Source organism: Anaerocolumna xylanovorans DSM 12503 (assembly GCF_900143645.1).
Taxonomy (GTDB): Bacteria; Bacillota; Clostridia; order Lachnospirales; family Lachnospiraceae; genus Anaerocolumna; species Anaerocolumna xylanovorans.
Genome location: NZ_FRFD01000007.1, coordinates 93484 through 108578, shown reverse-complemented (window position 1 = coordinate 108578; position 15095 = coordinate 93484). Strand labels below are relative to the sequence as shown.

At 40.3% G+C, this 15095-nt stretch carries 12 protein-coding genes; all 12 read left to right on the top strand.

The genetic code is table 11. The features are described from left to right. Position 1: 1 nt before the first annotated feature. The 12 genes from rsmH to sigE all read left to right on the top strand — a co-directional run bounded on the left by rsmH (position 2) and on the right by sigE (position 15002). Positions 2–958 carry a 16S rRNA (cytosine(1402)-N(4))-methyltransferase RsmH gene (gene rsmH / locus BUF11_RS12535; protein WP_073589206.1) on the top strand — a complete coding sequence of 319 codons (957 nt, stop codon included), beginning with the start codon at positions 2–4 and terminating at the stop codon, positions 956–958. Positions 959–991: 33 nt separating this feature from the next. Continuing rightward, a complete protein-coding gene (locus BUF11_RS12530) occupies positions 992–1564 on the top strand; it encodes a septum formation initiator family protein (RefSeq protein ID WP_073589205.1) in 573 nt (190 codons plus the stop codon). A 24-nt stretch (positions 1565–1588) separates the two neighbouring features. Then, on the top strand, positions 1589–3634 hold the full coding sequence (locus tag BUF11_RS12525) for a peptidoglycan D,D-transpeptidase FtsI family protein (protein ID WP_073589204.1): 2046 nt from the start codon (positions 1589–1591) through the stop codon (positions 3632–3634). An 89-nt stretch (positions 3635–3723) separates the two neighbouring features. Further along, positions 3724–5673 (top strand): penicillin-binding transpeptidase domain-containing protein, encoded by a 1950-nt coding sequence (locus BUF11_RS12520; RefSeq protein WP_073589203.1) that lies wholly within the window; start codon positions 3724–3726, stop codon positions 5671–5673. Between the two features lie 123 nt (positions 5674–5796). Continuing rightward, positions 5797–6765: a phospho-N-acetylmuramoyl-pentapeptide-transferase gene (gene mraY, locus BUF11_RS12515; protein ID WP_073589202.1), complete on the top strand. Its 969-nt coding sequence runs from the start codon at positions 5797–5799 to the stop codon at positions 6763–6765. 150 nt (positions 6766–6915) lie between these two features. Then, positions 6916–8271 carry a UDP-N-acetylmuramoyl-L-alanine--D-glutamate ligase gene (murD, locus tag BUF11_RS12510; RefSeq protein ID WP_073589201.1) on the top strand — a complete coding sequence of 452 codons (1356 nt, stop codon included), beginning with the start codon at positions 6916–6918 and terminating at the stop codon, positions 8269–8271. Between the two features lie 23 nt (positions 8272–8294). Beyond that, positions 8295–9440, top strand: coding sequence for an FtsW/RodA/SpoVE family cell cycle protein (locus BUF11_RS12505; protein WP_073589200.1), 1146 nt, complete (start codon positions 8295–8297; stop codon positions 9438–9440). A 105-nt stretch (positions 9441–9545) separates the two neighbouring features. Next, entirely contained in the window at positions 9546–10805 is a 1260-nt protein-coding gene (murA, locus tag BUF11_RS12500; RefSeq protein WP_073589199.1) for a UDP-N-acetylglucosamine 1-carboxyvinyltransferase, read from the top strand. A 41-nt stretch (positions 10806–10846) separates the two neighbouring features. Next, positions 10847–11569 carry a cell division protein FtsQ/DivIB gene (locus tag BUF11_RS12495; RefSeq protein WP_073589198.1) on the top strand — a complete coding sequence of 241 codons (723 nt, stop codon included), beginning with the start codon at positions 10847–10849 and terminating at the stop codon, positions 11567–11569. A 152-nt stretch (positions 11570–11721) separates the two neighbouring features. After that, entirely contained in the window at positions 11722–12921 is a 1200-nt protein-coding gene (ftsZ, locus tag BUF11_RS12490; RefSeq protein WP_073589197.1) for a cell division protein FtsZ, read from the top strand. A 254-nt stretch (positions 12922–13175) separates the two neighbouring features. Further along, positions 13176–14069 (top strand): sigma-E processing peptidase SpoIIGA, encoded by an 894-nt coding sequence (locus tag BUF11_RS12485; RefSeq protein ID WP_073589196.1) that lies wholly within the window; start codon positions 13176–13178, stop codon positions 14067–14069. A 192-nt stretch (positions 14070–14261) separates the two neighbouring features. Then, positions 14262–15002 (top strand): RNA polymerase sporulation sigma factor SigE, encoded by a 741-nt coding sequence (gene sigE / locus BUF11_RS12480; RefSeq protein ID WP_073589195.1) that lies wholly within the window; start codon positions 14262–14264, stop codon positions 15000–15002. Positions 15003–15095 lie beyond the last annotated feature (93 nt).

Sequence of the window (15095 nt, the reverse complement as noted above, 5' to 3'; positions counted from 1 at the left end):
TATGGACAAGGAAACGGCACACTTTGAATTCGGCCACATATCGGTATTGCTTAATGAAACCATAGAAATGCTAAATATCCGCCCTGAGGGTATCTATGTTGACGGAACCCTGGGAGGAGGAGGACATTCTTTTGAGATCCTAAAAAGGCTTAACAGCAAAGGAAGGCTGATTGGGATAGATCAGGATGAAGCAGCAATACAGGCAGCAAGCAAAAGACTGAAAGAATTTGAGGACATGGTTACGATTGTCAGAAGTAATTATGTCAATATGAAGGAAGTATTAAAGGAACAAAAGATAGATAAGGTAGACGGTATTTTACTGGATTTGGGAGTATCTTCATACCAGCTTGATACCCTGGAGAGGGGATTTTCCTATAAGGAAGATGCACCCCTGGATATGCGTATGGATACCAGGATGGATATCACAGCCAGAGATATCGTAAATGGATACAGTGAGTATGATTTATACCGGATTATCAGAGATTACGGTGAAGATAAATTTGCAAAGAACATTGCAAAACACATATTAAGAGTGAGAACAGAAAGCCCTATAGAAACAACCGGACAGCTTACAGAGGTGATTAAGGCAGCTATTCCTGCCAAGCTGCGTGTCAACGGACATCCGGCAAAGAAGACCTTTCAGGCAATACGGATAGAGCTTAATAAGGAATTAGAGGTTTTGAGCAATTCCTTAGAGGATATGACGGGACTTTTAAATGACGGAGGAAGGCTTTGCATTATAACCTTCCATTCGTTGGAAGACAGGATCGTGAAATCCTTCTTTAAGAACAAAGAGAATCCCTGTACCTGCCCACCGAGCTTTCCGGTTTGTGTATGCGGAAAGAAACCTTTTGGAATTGTAAAAACCAAGAAAGCAATTTTACCGTCAGAAGAAGAAATACTCTGCAATAAGAGATCGAAAAGTGCAAAGTTAAGAGTGTTTGAGCGCCGTTTATAAGACAGAAGAAAGGGACTTAAGAGGGGGAAAAACATGGAGGAAAATGCAAGAAAATATAGGCAGCAGAATAATAGTTATTATGATGGTAATGCGGTAAGAAAATTAAGAGAGCTTCCATATGAAGAGGAATACTATCCGCAGAAAGCCAGGCCGGAAAAGGAAATACCGGGGAGAGAAGAGCAAAGGGAGCAGACCATCCCTGGAATTACAAGAAATCCCAGGATTCACAGGAAGACCAGAAAGAAGCAGGTATTGGATGTATTTTCTCTGATGGTTCTGACAGTAGCAATCTGTATAACCCTTTATACCTGTGTTGGCTATCTTAATGTGCAGACCAATATAACGAGAAAAAATAATAAAATAGCTGAGCTTGAGAGGAAATTAGCAAAGCTTGAAAATGATAACGAAGCCAATCTGGCTAAAATTGATACATCTGTTGATTTAAACTATATTTATAACTATGCCACTAAAGAACTTGGAATGGTTTATCCTGATGATAAGCAGGTCATTAATTACAAGAGAAATACAAGTGATTATATGAAGCAGTATGCAGAGATTCCACAGACCGATGAAAAATCCCTTCTTGATAGTATAATTAAGAAATAACGTTAGGAGAGATGAGGTAGTTCAATGGAAAAACGCAGGGGAAACCAAAGGAAAGTAAAACCGATAAAGAAGTTTACAAACCGGATGAGTGCAAGACTTATGTTTGTTTTTGGCGTAGTTCTTGCTCTTATGTCGGTGCTGATAGTGAGGATTGCCACCCTTAACCATACAGATGGTGTACGCTATGAAAAAAGGGTACTTTCACAGCAGACTTATACCAGTACAGCGGTTCCGTACCAAAGGGGAAGCATATTTGACAGGAATGGGACGGTGCTTGCTTACAGTGAAAAGGTTTACAATGTAATTCTGGATGTTTATTATGCTCTTTCTGATGAGAAATACAGTGAGCCGACGAGAAAGGCCCTGGCAGACAGCTTTAAGGATGTTACGGAGAAAACTGTAAATGACCTTTACAAAAACAAACCAAACAGCAGATACAGTATAATCAAAAAAGGCATAACCTATGATGATATGGAGAAATTTAAGAAGTTAGAAGAGAAAGATGAAAATATACAGGGTGTGTGGTTTGAGGAAGATTATAATAGAAAATATCCTTATAAGACAATTGCCAGTGATGTTTTAGGTTTTACCGCCAGTGGGAATGTGGGAACCTGGGGAATTGAACAGTATTATAGCGATATTTTAAATGGTACGAACGGTATTGAGTTTGGTTACATAGACACGGATTTAAAGCTTAAACGCACCGTGAAACCTGCTATAAACGGCAGTTCCATCGTTTCTACAATCGATTCCAATGTGCAAAAGGCCGTGGAGGAACAAATCAAGGCTTTTAATACGGAGTACGGAAGTAAAAACATGGGAGTCGTGGTGATGAATCCTAATAACGGAGAGATTCTTGCTATGGCTTCTAATGAAGCATATGACTTGAATAATCCGACGGATTTAACTCCTTTCTATACAAAAGATGAAATTGATAAAATGTCTGATAAAGAGAAGTTAGCTGCGTTAAATAAAATATGGAGAAATTATACGATAAGTGATGCCTATGAGCCGGGTTCTACCTTTAAACCTTTTACTATAGCAGCTGGCCTGGAGGAGAATGTTATTAAGCAGAATGATACCTTCTATTGTGATGGAGTAGAAGATGTTGCAGGTACTCTTATCCACTGCAGCAACCGCTCGGGACATGGTGAGGTAACTCTTACCCAGGCACTTATGAAATCCTGTAATGATGCCCTTATGCAGATTGGGGCAAAGGAAGGAAGCAATTTATTTAGCAGCTACCAGAAGTTTTTTGGCTTTGGGACTAAGACGGGAATTGACCTTCCCGGTGAAGCAAATGGAATTCTTATTGCAAAAGACAAGCTGGGTAAAGTGGACCTGGCCACCAACAGTTTCGGACAAAACTTTACTTCTACCATGATACAGATGGCAGCGGGATTTTCCTCCTTAGTTAATGGAGGCTATTATTATGAACCCCATGTGATGAAAGAGGTTCTAAATGCCAGCGGCGGCATAGCGTCTGCTTACGATAAGAAACTGGTGAAATTGTCAGTTTCCAGTAATACTTCGGAATTTCTAAGAGATGCTCTTTACCTGACAGTACAGGAAGGTACTGCCCAGGGGGCGCAGGTTCCCGGCTATAAGGTGGGCGGTAAAACAGGTACTGCCCAGAAGAGCCCGCGTGCTGACCGTACCTATTTAGTGTCTTTTATCGGTTGTGTTCCGACGGATAATCCTCAGGTCGTTATCTATGTAGTAATAGATGAACCGCAGAATGTTATTAAGCAGGCTGACAGTTCTCTGGCTACTAAGGCGGCAGGGGCTATTTTAAAAGAAATACTGCCTTTATTAGAAATATATCCTACAGAAAAAAGTTCTGACAGCACTGGCGCCGTTTCTTCAGGACCAGGACAGAATACAGGCACCGCAGGGAATAACAGCGGTGAAGCTGCCGGCGGACAATCGGCGGAAGAGCAGAATTCATCGGGACAGACCGGTGGAGGAAATGGAGAGACTACGAATACCGAAGGGCAGGCCGCAAACGGGGGTACCCAGACGGGCCAAAACAGTAACGAGGAAGAAGATCCTGATGCATTACCGGATTAGGGTGAAACTTCATCTTAAATTTATTGTATTATCATAACCCGGGAAGGATTGTCATAAGATGAAACAATCAGATATATGAGGCATCCTTTATGGCAAGAAATAAAACCTTCAACCGCAGGAATGTACTTATTATAGTAACAGTAGTAATAGCAGCAGCAATACTGTTGACAGGAAGGCTTGCTTACTTAATGATTGCAAAATCTGCCGATTATGCCAAACGTGCAGAGGAACTTCATGAAAGAGAGAGGGCAATTAAGGCGGAGAGAGGAATCATATATGACAGAAATGGGGTAGTATTAGCAGATAACAAGCCTGTCAGTACCATTTCCGTTATACATAGTCAGATTACTGACCCGGAGAAAGTAATAAAGCTTCTGTCCGAAAATTTAGGACTTAGTGAAGCCTATATCAAAAAGAGGGTCGAGAAGAATTCCTCTATTGAAAGAATTAAATCCAATGTAGAAAAAACTGTGGCAGATACCATAAGAGAATATGATTTGGATGGAGTCATGGTGGATGAAGACTACAAAAGGTATTATCCTTACGGTGATTTAGCTTCCAAGGTAATAGGATTTACAGGAAGTGATAATCAGGGAATTATAGGTCTTGAGGTTCAATACGATAATTACCTGAAGGGGACGGATGGAACCATACTCACACTTACAACGGCCTATGGCGTTGAAATTGAAAATGCAGCAGAAGACAGAATCGAGCCGGTTGCCGGCAAAGATTTATATACCAGTATAGATGTTAATATCCAAAAATATGCAGAACAGGCAGCACTAAAAGTATTAGAAGCCAAACAGGCCAATAATGTTAAACTGATTCTTATGAATCCTCAAAACGGTGAGATTTATGCCTGTGTAAATGTACCTGAATTTAACTTAAACGATCCATACACGCTTACAGATTCTGCATTAAATGGATTGGATTCTTCGACACTTACGGAGAAACAAAAGAATGATTTACTCAATAATATGTGGCGTAACGCCAGTATCAGCGATACCTATGAGCCTGGCTCGACCTTCAAGGTAGTAACTGCAACGGCAGCCTTAGAGGAAAAGGTTGTAAAGCTGACCGACAGGTTTTATTGTCCGGGTTATAAAATTGTTGAGGACCGCAGAATCCGCTGCCATAAGGTGGGCGGACACGGAAGCGAAGATTTTATTGATGGTATTAAGAACTCCTGCAACCCTGTTTTTATGGAAATAGGAGCAAGGGTCGGAGTTACTAATATGTATAAGTATTTTGGCAGACTGGGTTTGATGCGAAAAACCGGAGTTGACCTTCCGGGTGAGGCAAAATCCATTATGCATAAACCGGAGAATGTCGGGGCAGTTGAACTTGCTACCATGTCCTTCGGCCAGTCTTTCCAGATTACACCTTTGCAGCTTTTAGTTGCAGCCAGTTCTATTGTAAACGGCGGTAAGATAGTTACTCCTCATTTTGGAGTAGAAATTAAGAATAAAGACGGCTCCATAGTAAAAACACTTAAATACAAAGAGGAAGCAGGAGCCGTATCCAAGGAAACTTCTGATTTAATGAAACAGCTTTTAGAAACTGTCGTATCAGAAGGAACTGGTAACAGGGCTTATCTTGCCGGTTATCATATCGGAGGAAAAACTGCTACTTCTGAAAAGCTGCCAAGAAGCAGCAACAAATACATATCTTCTTTTTTAGGCTTTGCTCCTGCTGATAATCCGCAGATTATCGGCATTATACTGATAGATGAACCGGTAGGCATTTACTACGGCGGAACCATTGCGGCGCCGGTTGTTGCTGAGGTTTATGAAGATGTTCTTCCTTATCTTGGGATTCAACCCCAATACACTGAGGAAGAAATAAAGAAAAATAATATCGGTACTATGATTATGCCGGATTTGATCGGTATGACGAAAGCAGAAGTGAAGAAAATGTTAAAGGATTATACTTTTAAGGAGGTATATTACGACGGAGAAGGGGATAAGGTTAAGAGCCAATTCCCGCTGCAAGGAGAAGAAATTAACAATAACAGCAACTTGATTCTATATATGGAATAAATCTCCTGTTTGGGCAGTACTGGCAGGCTTGCCATATGCTTAGGGATAGAATATAATAATCGGTGGCCGTACAGAAGAAAACATACAAAAGAATGAATAGGCATTTTTACGGAGGAAACAGGAATGAATTCTAGGATACTAATGCCGGTTGTCATAGCTTTTGTAATAAGCTTAACATTATGCCCCATACTGATACCATTCTTAAAAAAGTTAAAATGGGGACAATATGTACGAAACAACGGCCCCAAAAGCCATATCAAGAAATCAGGCACACCTACTATGGGTGGCATTGTAATTCTTTTAAGTGTAACATTTACTTCGGTAATGTACATAAAGAATAACAGAGATATGATTCCGGTATTGTTTGCGACAGTAGGATTCGGTCTGATTGGATTTCTGGATGATTATCTTAAAATAATTATGAAGAGGTCCATGGGATTAAAGGTCTGGCAGAAACTTTTAGGGCAAATACTGGTATCAGCGGTGCTTATCAACTATTTTATCTGCTATACCGAGGTAGGAACCTCTATGTTAATACCTTTTACCGGAGGATTTCGGGAAGGAAGATTCTTAGACCTTGGAATCTGGTTTATTCCGTTTATGTTCATAGTACTGCTTGGGACAGTAAACGGTGCCAATTTCACGGATGGGCTTGATGGGCTTGCAGCCAGTGTTACCCTGCTTATTACAACATTTTTTTCAGTGGCGGCTATTGTGCAAAACAGCAGTATCTTTCCTATCACCAATGCGGCAGCAGGAAGCCTGCTTGGCTTTTTGGTATTTAATATCTATCCGGCCAGAGTTTTTATGGGAGATACCGGATCCCTGGCCTTGGGCGGTTTTGTTGCGGCTTCGGCCTTTATGTTAAAAATGCCATTGTTTTTGATAATTGTTGGCCTGGTTTATCTGATCGAGGTAATGTCGGTTATATTGCAGGTAGTATATTTTAGGCTGACAAAGGGAAAACGCATTTTTAGAATGGCACCCATACATCATCATTTTGAATTGTGCGGATGGTCAGAGATGAAGGTAGTATCTGTTTTTTCCATTGCAACAGCCATTTGCTGTATCATTGCCTTACTTGGGATATAAAAAACAAAAGCAGCCGTGTGAAAAATAAAAAGCATTTTTCACTTTCTATTTAGGCAGTACCGCAAGCTTGCTTGCGGTATGCATGGGGATTTTGATGAAATTGAAAATACGAAGAATGTTAGGAAGCGGATATTCACGAAAGGAGTTAAGATGAGACTGGATAATAAAACGGTGCTGGTATTCGGAACAGGTTTAAGCGGTATATCTGCTGTCAGGTTTTTGCAGGATATTACGGATAGCATCATCGTATATGATACCAATGAAAGGCTGGAGGCAGAGACTATAAGAGAGAAACTGCCGCAGAACTTTTCCGGGGAGATTATACTGGGAAATTTATCAGAAGAATACTTAACTAAAATAGATATGGCAGTGCTTAGTCCGGGGGTACCTACGGACCTTCCGGTTGTAAATAAAATGAGGGATAACAATATTGCTATCTGGGGGGAAATAGAGCTTGCTTACTACAAGTCACAGGGACAGATTGCAGCAATTACAGGAACCAACGGTAAGACAACAACCACCTCTCTTGTGGGAGATATTATGAAAACCTTCTATCATGAAGTCTTTGTTGTAGGCAATATCGGAATACCGTATACGGATATTTCGGGAAAGACAACGAAGGATTCTGTCACTGTAATTGAAATGAGCAGCTTCCAGCTTGAAACAATCGTAGATTTTAAGCCCTATGTCAGTGCTATTTTAAATATTACACCGGATCATCTTAACCGTCACCATACCATGGAAAATTATATTGCTGCAAAGCTTAATATAACAAAAAATCAAGACGAAGAAGACATCTGCATATTGAATTATGAGGATGAGGTTTTGAGAGAAGCAGGAAAGAAACTAAAGGCGAATGTATTATACTTTAGCAGCTTAAGAAAGCTTGATAAGGGCATTTATCTGGAAGGGGACAATATCCTCTACAGTGATGGACATACCACGCAAAGCATTGTAAATGTAACACAGATGAATATCTTTGGAAGACATAATTATGAAAATACCATGGCAGCTATCGGCATTGCAATTTGCCTTCATGTTCCTTATGAGTGTATTAATAAGGCTGTCAGGGATTTTGTTGCAGTAGAACACAGGATAGAGTTTGTAACTACCAAAAATGGTGTGAAATATTACAACGACTCCAAGGGAACCAATCCCGATGCATCCATAAAAGCTATTGACTCCATGCCGTTTCCCACCTGTCTTATAGCAGGAGGATATGATAAAGGCTCTGAATATGATGAGTGGGTTGAAGCCTTTGGGGGAAAGATTAAAGCCCTTGTATTAATTGGGCAGACGAAGGATAAAATTGAGGAAACCGCAAAAAGGCATGGCTTTAATGAAATTTACAAAGCAGAGACCCTAAAGGAAGCCGTTGAGGTCTGCTATAAACTGTCACAGGAGGGAGAATGTGTTCTTCTCTCGCCGGCTTGTGCAAGTTGGGATATGTTTCCGAACTATGAGGAAAGAGGACGCCTCTTTAAAGAATACGTAAGAAATCTATAATGACATAAATAAGAGAGGGCGGTATGACAAGGGAAGAAAGAGAAAGAGGAAAACCGAAAAAACTTCATAGCTATTATGATTACAACCTGCTGTTTCTTACAATCTTTCTGGTATGCTTTGGGTTAGTAATGGTTTATAGCACCAGCTCCTATAATGCTGCCAGAGATTACGGAAACCCGGCATTTTACCTGGAGAAGCAGGGAGCATTTGCTGTTTTTGGAGTTATTGTAATGCTTATTGTATCCAAAATAGATTACCGTATTTACAAAGCGAAGCTTCCGGTATTAAGAATCAGACCGATTACAGCCTTATATTTTTTGTGTATTGTTTTACAGATTGCTGTTTTAATATTCGCTAAAGAAATCAATGGATCCAAGCGCTGGCTTTCTTTAGGACCTCTTGGAAAATTTCAGCCCTCGGAGCTGTCAAAGGTTGGCATCATCTTATTTACAGCATTTGTTGTAAGCCTGGCACCAAAGAGGCTGGATAAATTCAGAGGATTCTTAAAGATTTTAATCCTGGTTCTTCCGCTGATTGGACTTGTATTATCCCAGAACTTCAGTACAGCGCTGGTAATGGGACTTATCATGGTTGCCATCTGTTTTGTAGCCAGCAGGAAGAAGCTTTATTTTATTGTATCGGGAGGATTGATGGCAGCAGTTGGTTCCATCTTCATCTTCTTTGTAAGTTACCGAAGTGAAAGAATTGAAGTATGGAAGCATGTTGAGACTCATCCCAAGGGATACCAGATACTCCAGGGGTTATATGCCATAGCCTCCGGACGTGTATTCGGCAAAGGTCTTGGAGAGAGTATGCAAAAGCTGGGATTCATTCCAGAGTCCCATAACGATATGATCTTTGCAGTCATATGTGAAGAACTTGGTTTATTTGGAGCAGTTGCAGTTATCTTACTCTTCGTACTGGTTATTTGGCGTCTCTTTGTAATTGCGGTAAACGCACCGGATCTTTTTGGCGGATTAATCGCTACTGGTGTATTGACACATATAGCAGCACAGGTACTTATTAATATTGCGGTTGTAACAAATACGATTCCGTCTACCGGTATCCCGCTTCCTTTTATCTCCTACGGAGGAAGTTCCCTTTTGGTTTTACTGGCGGAAATGGGAATCGTCCTAAGCGTTTCCAATCAGATAAAATATGAAAGGTAGGTATATTCTTCACCTTTTAACGCAGATTTAGCACCGGCTAAATCTGTAAGGCACAAATACAGAAAATTAACATATAGTAATACTATATCAGGTTTGAGGTGCACCATGACATATATTGAAATTATGGGTGGTAAGAAGTTAAATGGTGAAGTTAACATACAAGGTTCTAAAAATACGGTTTTACCCATATTAGCAGCAACGTTATTGATAAATGGTATTACAAAGCTGAATCATTGTCCTAAGATACTGGATGTTGAACACATGATTAAGATTCTGATAGAAATCGGCTGCAGCGTTACCTGGGAGGACTCCTCTATCATTGTGGACACCAGAGGACTGAATACGGAAGTCGTACCCACGGAATTGGTAAAGAAAATGCGTTCCTCTATTATTCTTTTAGGAGCGCTTCTTGGCAGAAGCCACCATGCAGTTGTGTCTTATCCGGGCGGTTGTACCATAGGAGCCAGACCCATTAATTTTCATCTTGATGCATTTCAGAAAATGAATGTTGCTCTGGAAGAAGAGGACGGGCTGGTTAAGTGCGTTACAAGCGGTATCAAAGGAGCAGATATTTATTTCCCGTCTCCCAGTGTAGGAGCAACGGAAAATGTGATTCTTGCCGGAACATTGGGTTTTGGCAAAACCAGAATATTTAACGCAGCCAGGGAGCCGGAGATACTGGAACTATGCAAGTTTTTAAACTCTGCCGGTGCTAAGATCTATGGAGCAGGCACCAGCAGAATAGAGATTGAGGGAGTAGCTTCTTTGCATCAGACAGAATACAGTGCACCGTCTGATCGGATTGTGGCAGGTACTTATTTGGCTGCAGCAGCGGGTACAGGGGGAGAAGTTACATTAAAAGGTATTGGATGCGGAAGTCTTTCTACCGTCATACAGACGTTAAGAAAAATGGGAAGCCATATAAAATGCGGCCAGGATTCCATTACCATCCGGTCTGGCGGAAATGTAACAGCCATTCCTGAAATTAAAACGGCTCCGTATCCGGGATTTCCTACGGATATGCAGTCACAGATTATGTCAGTGCTTATGAAGGCTTCTGGCAGCAGTAAAATTGTAGAAGAGATCTTTGAAGGCAGGTATCAGAATGTACCGGAGCAGGCCAGGTTTGGAGCGCAGATTTGTTTACATGACAGAGAGGCTTATATTACCGGCGTTCCTGTTCTGAAAGCTTCTGAAGTATCCGCAGGTGAATTAAGGGGGGGAGCAGCGCTGGTAATAGCAGGTCTTATGGCAGAAGGAAAGACCATAGTAAAAAATCCTTATCATATCCAAAGGGGTTATGAGGATATATGCAGAGACTTAAGAACATTGGGAGCACAGATTGATTATAAAGAGGAAAATTAAAAAGTGAGTGGTTAAACTTCGTCAGGAAAGGATAGGAAGCCTTGAAAGCACAAAAGGATAAAAGCAGAAAAAAAATAATACTGTCTGTTCTCTTTGTTTTCCTTGCAGGTTTCCTGCTTTATACGACCTGTAATCTAAGGACTGTAAGCATAACCGGAAGTACCCATTACAGTGAGAAGGAGTTAAAGCAGGAAATACTGTCAAAAAAAACAGATGGAAATACAATTCTTTTTTATTTGAGAATGAAATATGGCAGAAAAAAAACAATTCCCTTTGTGGAGGATATTACAGTTAGTCTTGTTGACAGGCATACGGTGAAGCTCCGTATATATGAAAAGCCGGTTATCGGCTGCATACAGTATATGGGAAGTTACATGTATTTTGACAAGGATGGTATTGTGGCTGAAAGCTCTGAAAAGAAACTGAAAGGAGTACCTTTCATTTCCGGTATTAAGTTTAGCAGCTTTGTACTTTACAATAAGATGGATACGGAAAAAAAAGAACTGTTTCCGGTTATCTTAGAGCTGACCAGATTGATTCAGAAATTTGACCTCAAGGTGGACACAATACAGTTTAATGAGGATTCGGAAGTACTTATAAAAAGCGGACAAAATAAAATCCTTTTAGGAAAAAGAGATACATATGATGAACAGATGGCTGACCTCAAAACGCTTCTGCCAAAAGCTGGCGGTAAAAAGCTTCTTATCGATATGAAGAATTTTGTGGAAGGACAGGAAAAAATTGTTGCCAAGCCTATTGAATAAAACGCAAAAAAAGGTTGATTATTTGCTGGATTAAAGATATGATATTTATTAGAATATCTAGCCTAATATTACTAGAACAGCAATATTGAATATGTTGGCACAATCGTATATAATTAATATAATTTTAGGTGTATAGTGAAGGAGGAAGTACCTTGCTTGAAATAAGAACGAGTGAAGCAGAATCTACTGCAAAAATACTAGTAATCGGAGTAGGAGGTGCAGGAAATAATGCTGTAAATAGAATGATTGAACAAAATATTATTGGAGTTGAATTTATTTGCGTAAACACGGACAAGCAGCATTTAAAGAACTGTAAGGCACCTCAGTGCGTTCAAATTGGTGAAAAGCTGACAAAGGGCCTTGGTGCAGGGGCACAGCCGGAGATTGGAGCCCAGGCTGCGGAAGAGAGCAAGGAAGAACTCATAGAGATAATAAAAGGTGCTGACATGGTATTTGTAACCTGCGGTATGGGCGGCGGAACAGGAACAGGAGCGGCTCCCGTAGTGGCACAGATAGCAAAGGATATGGGAATACTTACAGTAGGTATTGTGACGAAACCCTTCAAATTCGAAGCAAAAGCCCGCATGAACAATGCTCTTTCAGGAATTGAGCGCTTAAAAGAACATGTGGATACTTTAATTGTAATTCCGAATGATAAACTTTTAGAAATTGTGGACAGGCGTACTACTATGCCGGATGCTTTAAAGAAAGCGGATGAAGTATTACAGCAGGGTGTCCAGGGTATAACAGACTTAATCAATGTGCCGGGACTTATTAACCTGGATTTTGCGGACGTTCAGACTGTTATGAAGGACAAGGGTGTTGCCCACATCGGTATCGGTATAGGAAAGGGTGATGACAAATGTATCAGCGCTGTGAATCAGGCGATTACCAGTCCCCTTCTTGAGACAACCATACAGGGAGCATCCCATGTTATTATCAATATATCCGGTGACATCAGCCTTATTGAGGCAAATGAAGCGGCAACGATGGTTCAGGAACTGGCAGGTGAAGCTGCTAATATTATCTTTGGTGCCATGTACGATGAAACTGCACCTGACTATGTTACCATTACGGTAATAGCGACAGGACTGGAAGGAGCAGCTAATACCGGCAGAATTGAGGCAAAGGGACCCAGCTTCCTAAAGCAGCCCACGAGCAGACCGGATTATAAGTTTAACAGCCAGCCGGTGTCTCCTTATGAGAAAGCACAATCCCAGGTGGCAGCAACAAATACGAATGTAAATCCCTCCTATGGCAGCAGCCTTTCACATAACACTACCAGAGAAAATAATGATGCCGGAAGTATTAAAATACCGGAATTTTTGCAAAAGAACCGCAACCATAAATAAGAAAAATAAAAATGCTGATTAACAGCCTGTATCAGGCCTTAAAACCTGATACAGGTCTTTTTTTAACCATTAGTTACCATATATTTACATATTGGTTAATATTCTAACAGGAAACCTGATTATATCGTTGAATAGGCGGGTATATTGTAAGTGAAGGTAAATGAAAACTTAAGTTTAAATACCAGTATTTGACAAAAATAACAGAAGAGAACAGCTATAATAGATTCTATTATAAGTGAAATGAGGGGGTGGCTTTGTATTTAGAAGTTTATGTTGATGTGATTTTTATCATAAATTTCATTATGGATTTTATTCTTTTGGCCACGGTCAAAAGAATATTAAAGTATGAGAGCTCTCATTTAAGGATATGCCTGGGAGCTGGTGTGGGTGCGGCCGGCGCCTGCCTGTTTGCGGTAACACCGGATATAAACCGCCTGTTACGGTTTTTATTGGCCTATTTTTTACTAAGTTATCTCATGGTAAGGATTACTTTTAGCAGAAAATCATGGAGAGAGCGAATCAAAGCAGTGGTGTTACTTTACATTTCAACCTTCTTTTTGGGAGGTCTGCTGAACGGTCTTTATTATTATACCGGATTTGGCTTATATCTTGCAGATAACAGCCGCCTGTATCTGTTATTGGCTTTTGTATCAGGAACAGCGGGAATGCTTATTTTTGCGGGTTTTCTAAAAAAACTTCGGTATAAGGAGTCGGAGCTATATCCGGCAGAACTTGTATTTCGTGAAAAGGTGGTCAGAGCAGTTGGCTTTATGGATACCGGCAATTGCTTAAGGGATCCTTATCTTGGAAAACCGGTTATAGTAACAGAATATACAGTGATTGAACCCTTATTGACGAATTCGGAGAATACTATGTTGCAAAAACTGCTTGATAATTTTGAAGAAGGCTGCTCCTCGGGGGATTTCCTGGAGTGGAAGGAAGCGGCAGGAGAGATTTTGCCCATACGGCTGATCCCTTTTCATTCAGTTGGAAAAAGTGGAATTTTACCAGCTTTCGAATTGGATAAAGTTGTCCTGTGGGAAGGGGAGGAAGAAACTGTCAGGGAGAAAGTTCTGACTGCTGTCAGCAGAAGGAAGCTATCCGTCCGTAAGGATTATCAAATCATTTTACATAAGGAGGTTATGTGAAAATTATAAAAAATTTTCACTTTTTATTTGGGCAGTATCGCAAGCAAACTTGCGATATGCAAGAGGGTTATGTGAAAATTATAAAAATTTTCACTTTTTATTCAGGCAGTATCGTGTAGATTGCAAGCAATCTACTGGCAAACTTGCGATATGCATGGAGTATTATGTAATGGAAAGGGAGGAAAGAGATTAATGCTGTTAAAAATAACTATTCCGAATAAGTTTACTTTTCGGTTGATACCTGATTTCAGGAGTATTTTATTTAATGGGCGCGGTGAGATCCACTATATCGGCGGAGCAGAAGTTCTTCCTGCACCTCTTGATGCCGTAAGGGAGGCACAGGAGATAGCCAGGCTTGGCACAGAGGATGATACCGAAGCAAAATCAATATTAGTGGAGCATAATCTCAGACTGGTTGTATACATAGCAAAAAAATTTGATAATACAGGTGTTGGTGTAGAGGACTTAATATCCATTGGTACAATCGGATTAATTAAGGCCATAAATACCTATAATCCGGATAAGAATATAAAGCTTGCCACCTATGCCTCCAGATGCATTGAAAACGAAATTTTGATGTATTTAAGGCGTAATAATAAAACGAAGCTTGAGGTATCCATTGACGAACCTCTTAACGTGGATTGGGATGGTAATGAGCTCCTTTTATCCGACATTCTTGGCACGGAAGAAGATGTTATCTATCGGAATATAGAGGAAGAAGTTGATAGAAAGCTTCTTGGAAAAGCACTTTCAAAGCTTAGCGAAAGAGAGCGGATTATCGTCCAGTTAAGGTTTGGAATTAACACGGAAGATGGGAATGAACGAACTCAAAAAGAGGTTGCGGACCTTCTTGGAATATCCCAATCTTACATTTCAAGGCTGGAAAAGAAAATAATAAAGAGGCTAAAAAAAGAAATGCTTCGCTTAGAATAAAAAAGGAAATTATTACATCTATTTTTACCGTATAAAGATGACCAGAATAGTAAATCATTTACTTATGCAATGAGTGGAAGAAATGGTTACAGC

Bases quoted from the DNA above. Each gene is read 5' to 3' on its own strand.
- rsmH (WP_073589206.1), top strand. From the start codon at position 2: ATGGACAAGGAAACGGCACACTTTGAATTCGGCCACATATCGGTATTG.
- BUF11_RS12530 (WP_073589205.1), top strand. From the start codon at position 992: ATGGAGGAAAATGCAAGAAAATATAGGCAGCAGAATAATAGTTATTAT.
- BUF11_RS12525 (WP_073589204.1), top strand. From the start codon at position 1,589: ATGGAAAAACGCAGGGGAAACCAAAGGAAAGTAAAACCGATAAAGAAG.
- BUF11_RS12520 (WP_073589203.1), top strand. From the start codon at position 3,724: ATGGCAAGAAATAAAACCTTCAACCGCAGGAATGTACTTATTATAGTA.
- mraY (WP_073589202.1), top strand. From the start codon at position 5,797: ATGAATTCTAGGATACTAATGCCGGTTGTCATAGCTTTTGTAATAAGC.
- murD (WP_073589201.1), top strand. From the start codon at position 6,916: ATGAGACTGGATAATAAAACGGTGCTGGTATTCGGAACAGGTTTAAGC.
- BUF11_RS12505 (WP_073589200.1), top strand. From the start codon at position 8,295: ATGACAAGGGAAGAAAGAGAAAGAGGAAAACCGAAAAAACTTCATAGC.
- murA (WP_073589199.1), top strand. From the start codon at position 9,546: ATGACATATATTGAAATTATGGGTGGTAAGAAGTTAAATGGTGAAGTT.
- sigE (WP_073589195.1), top strand. From the start codon at position 14,262: ATGCTGTTAAAAATAACTATTCCGAATAAGTTTACTTTTCGGTTGATA.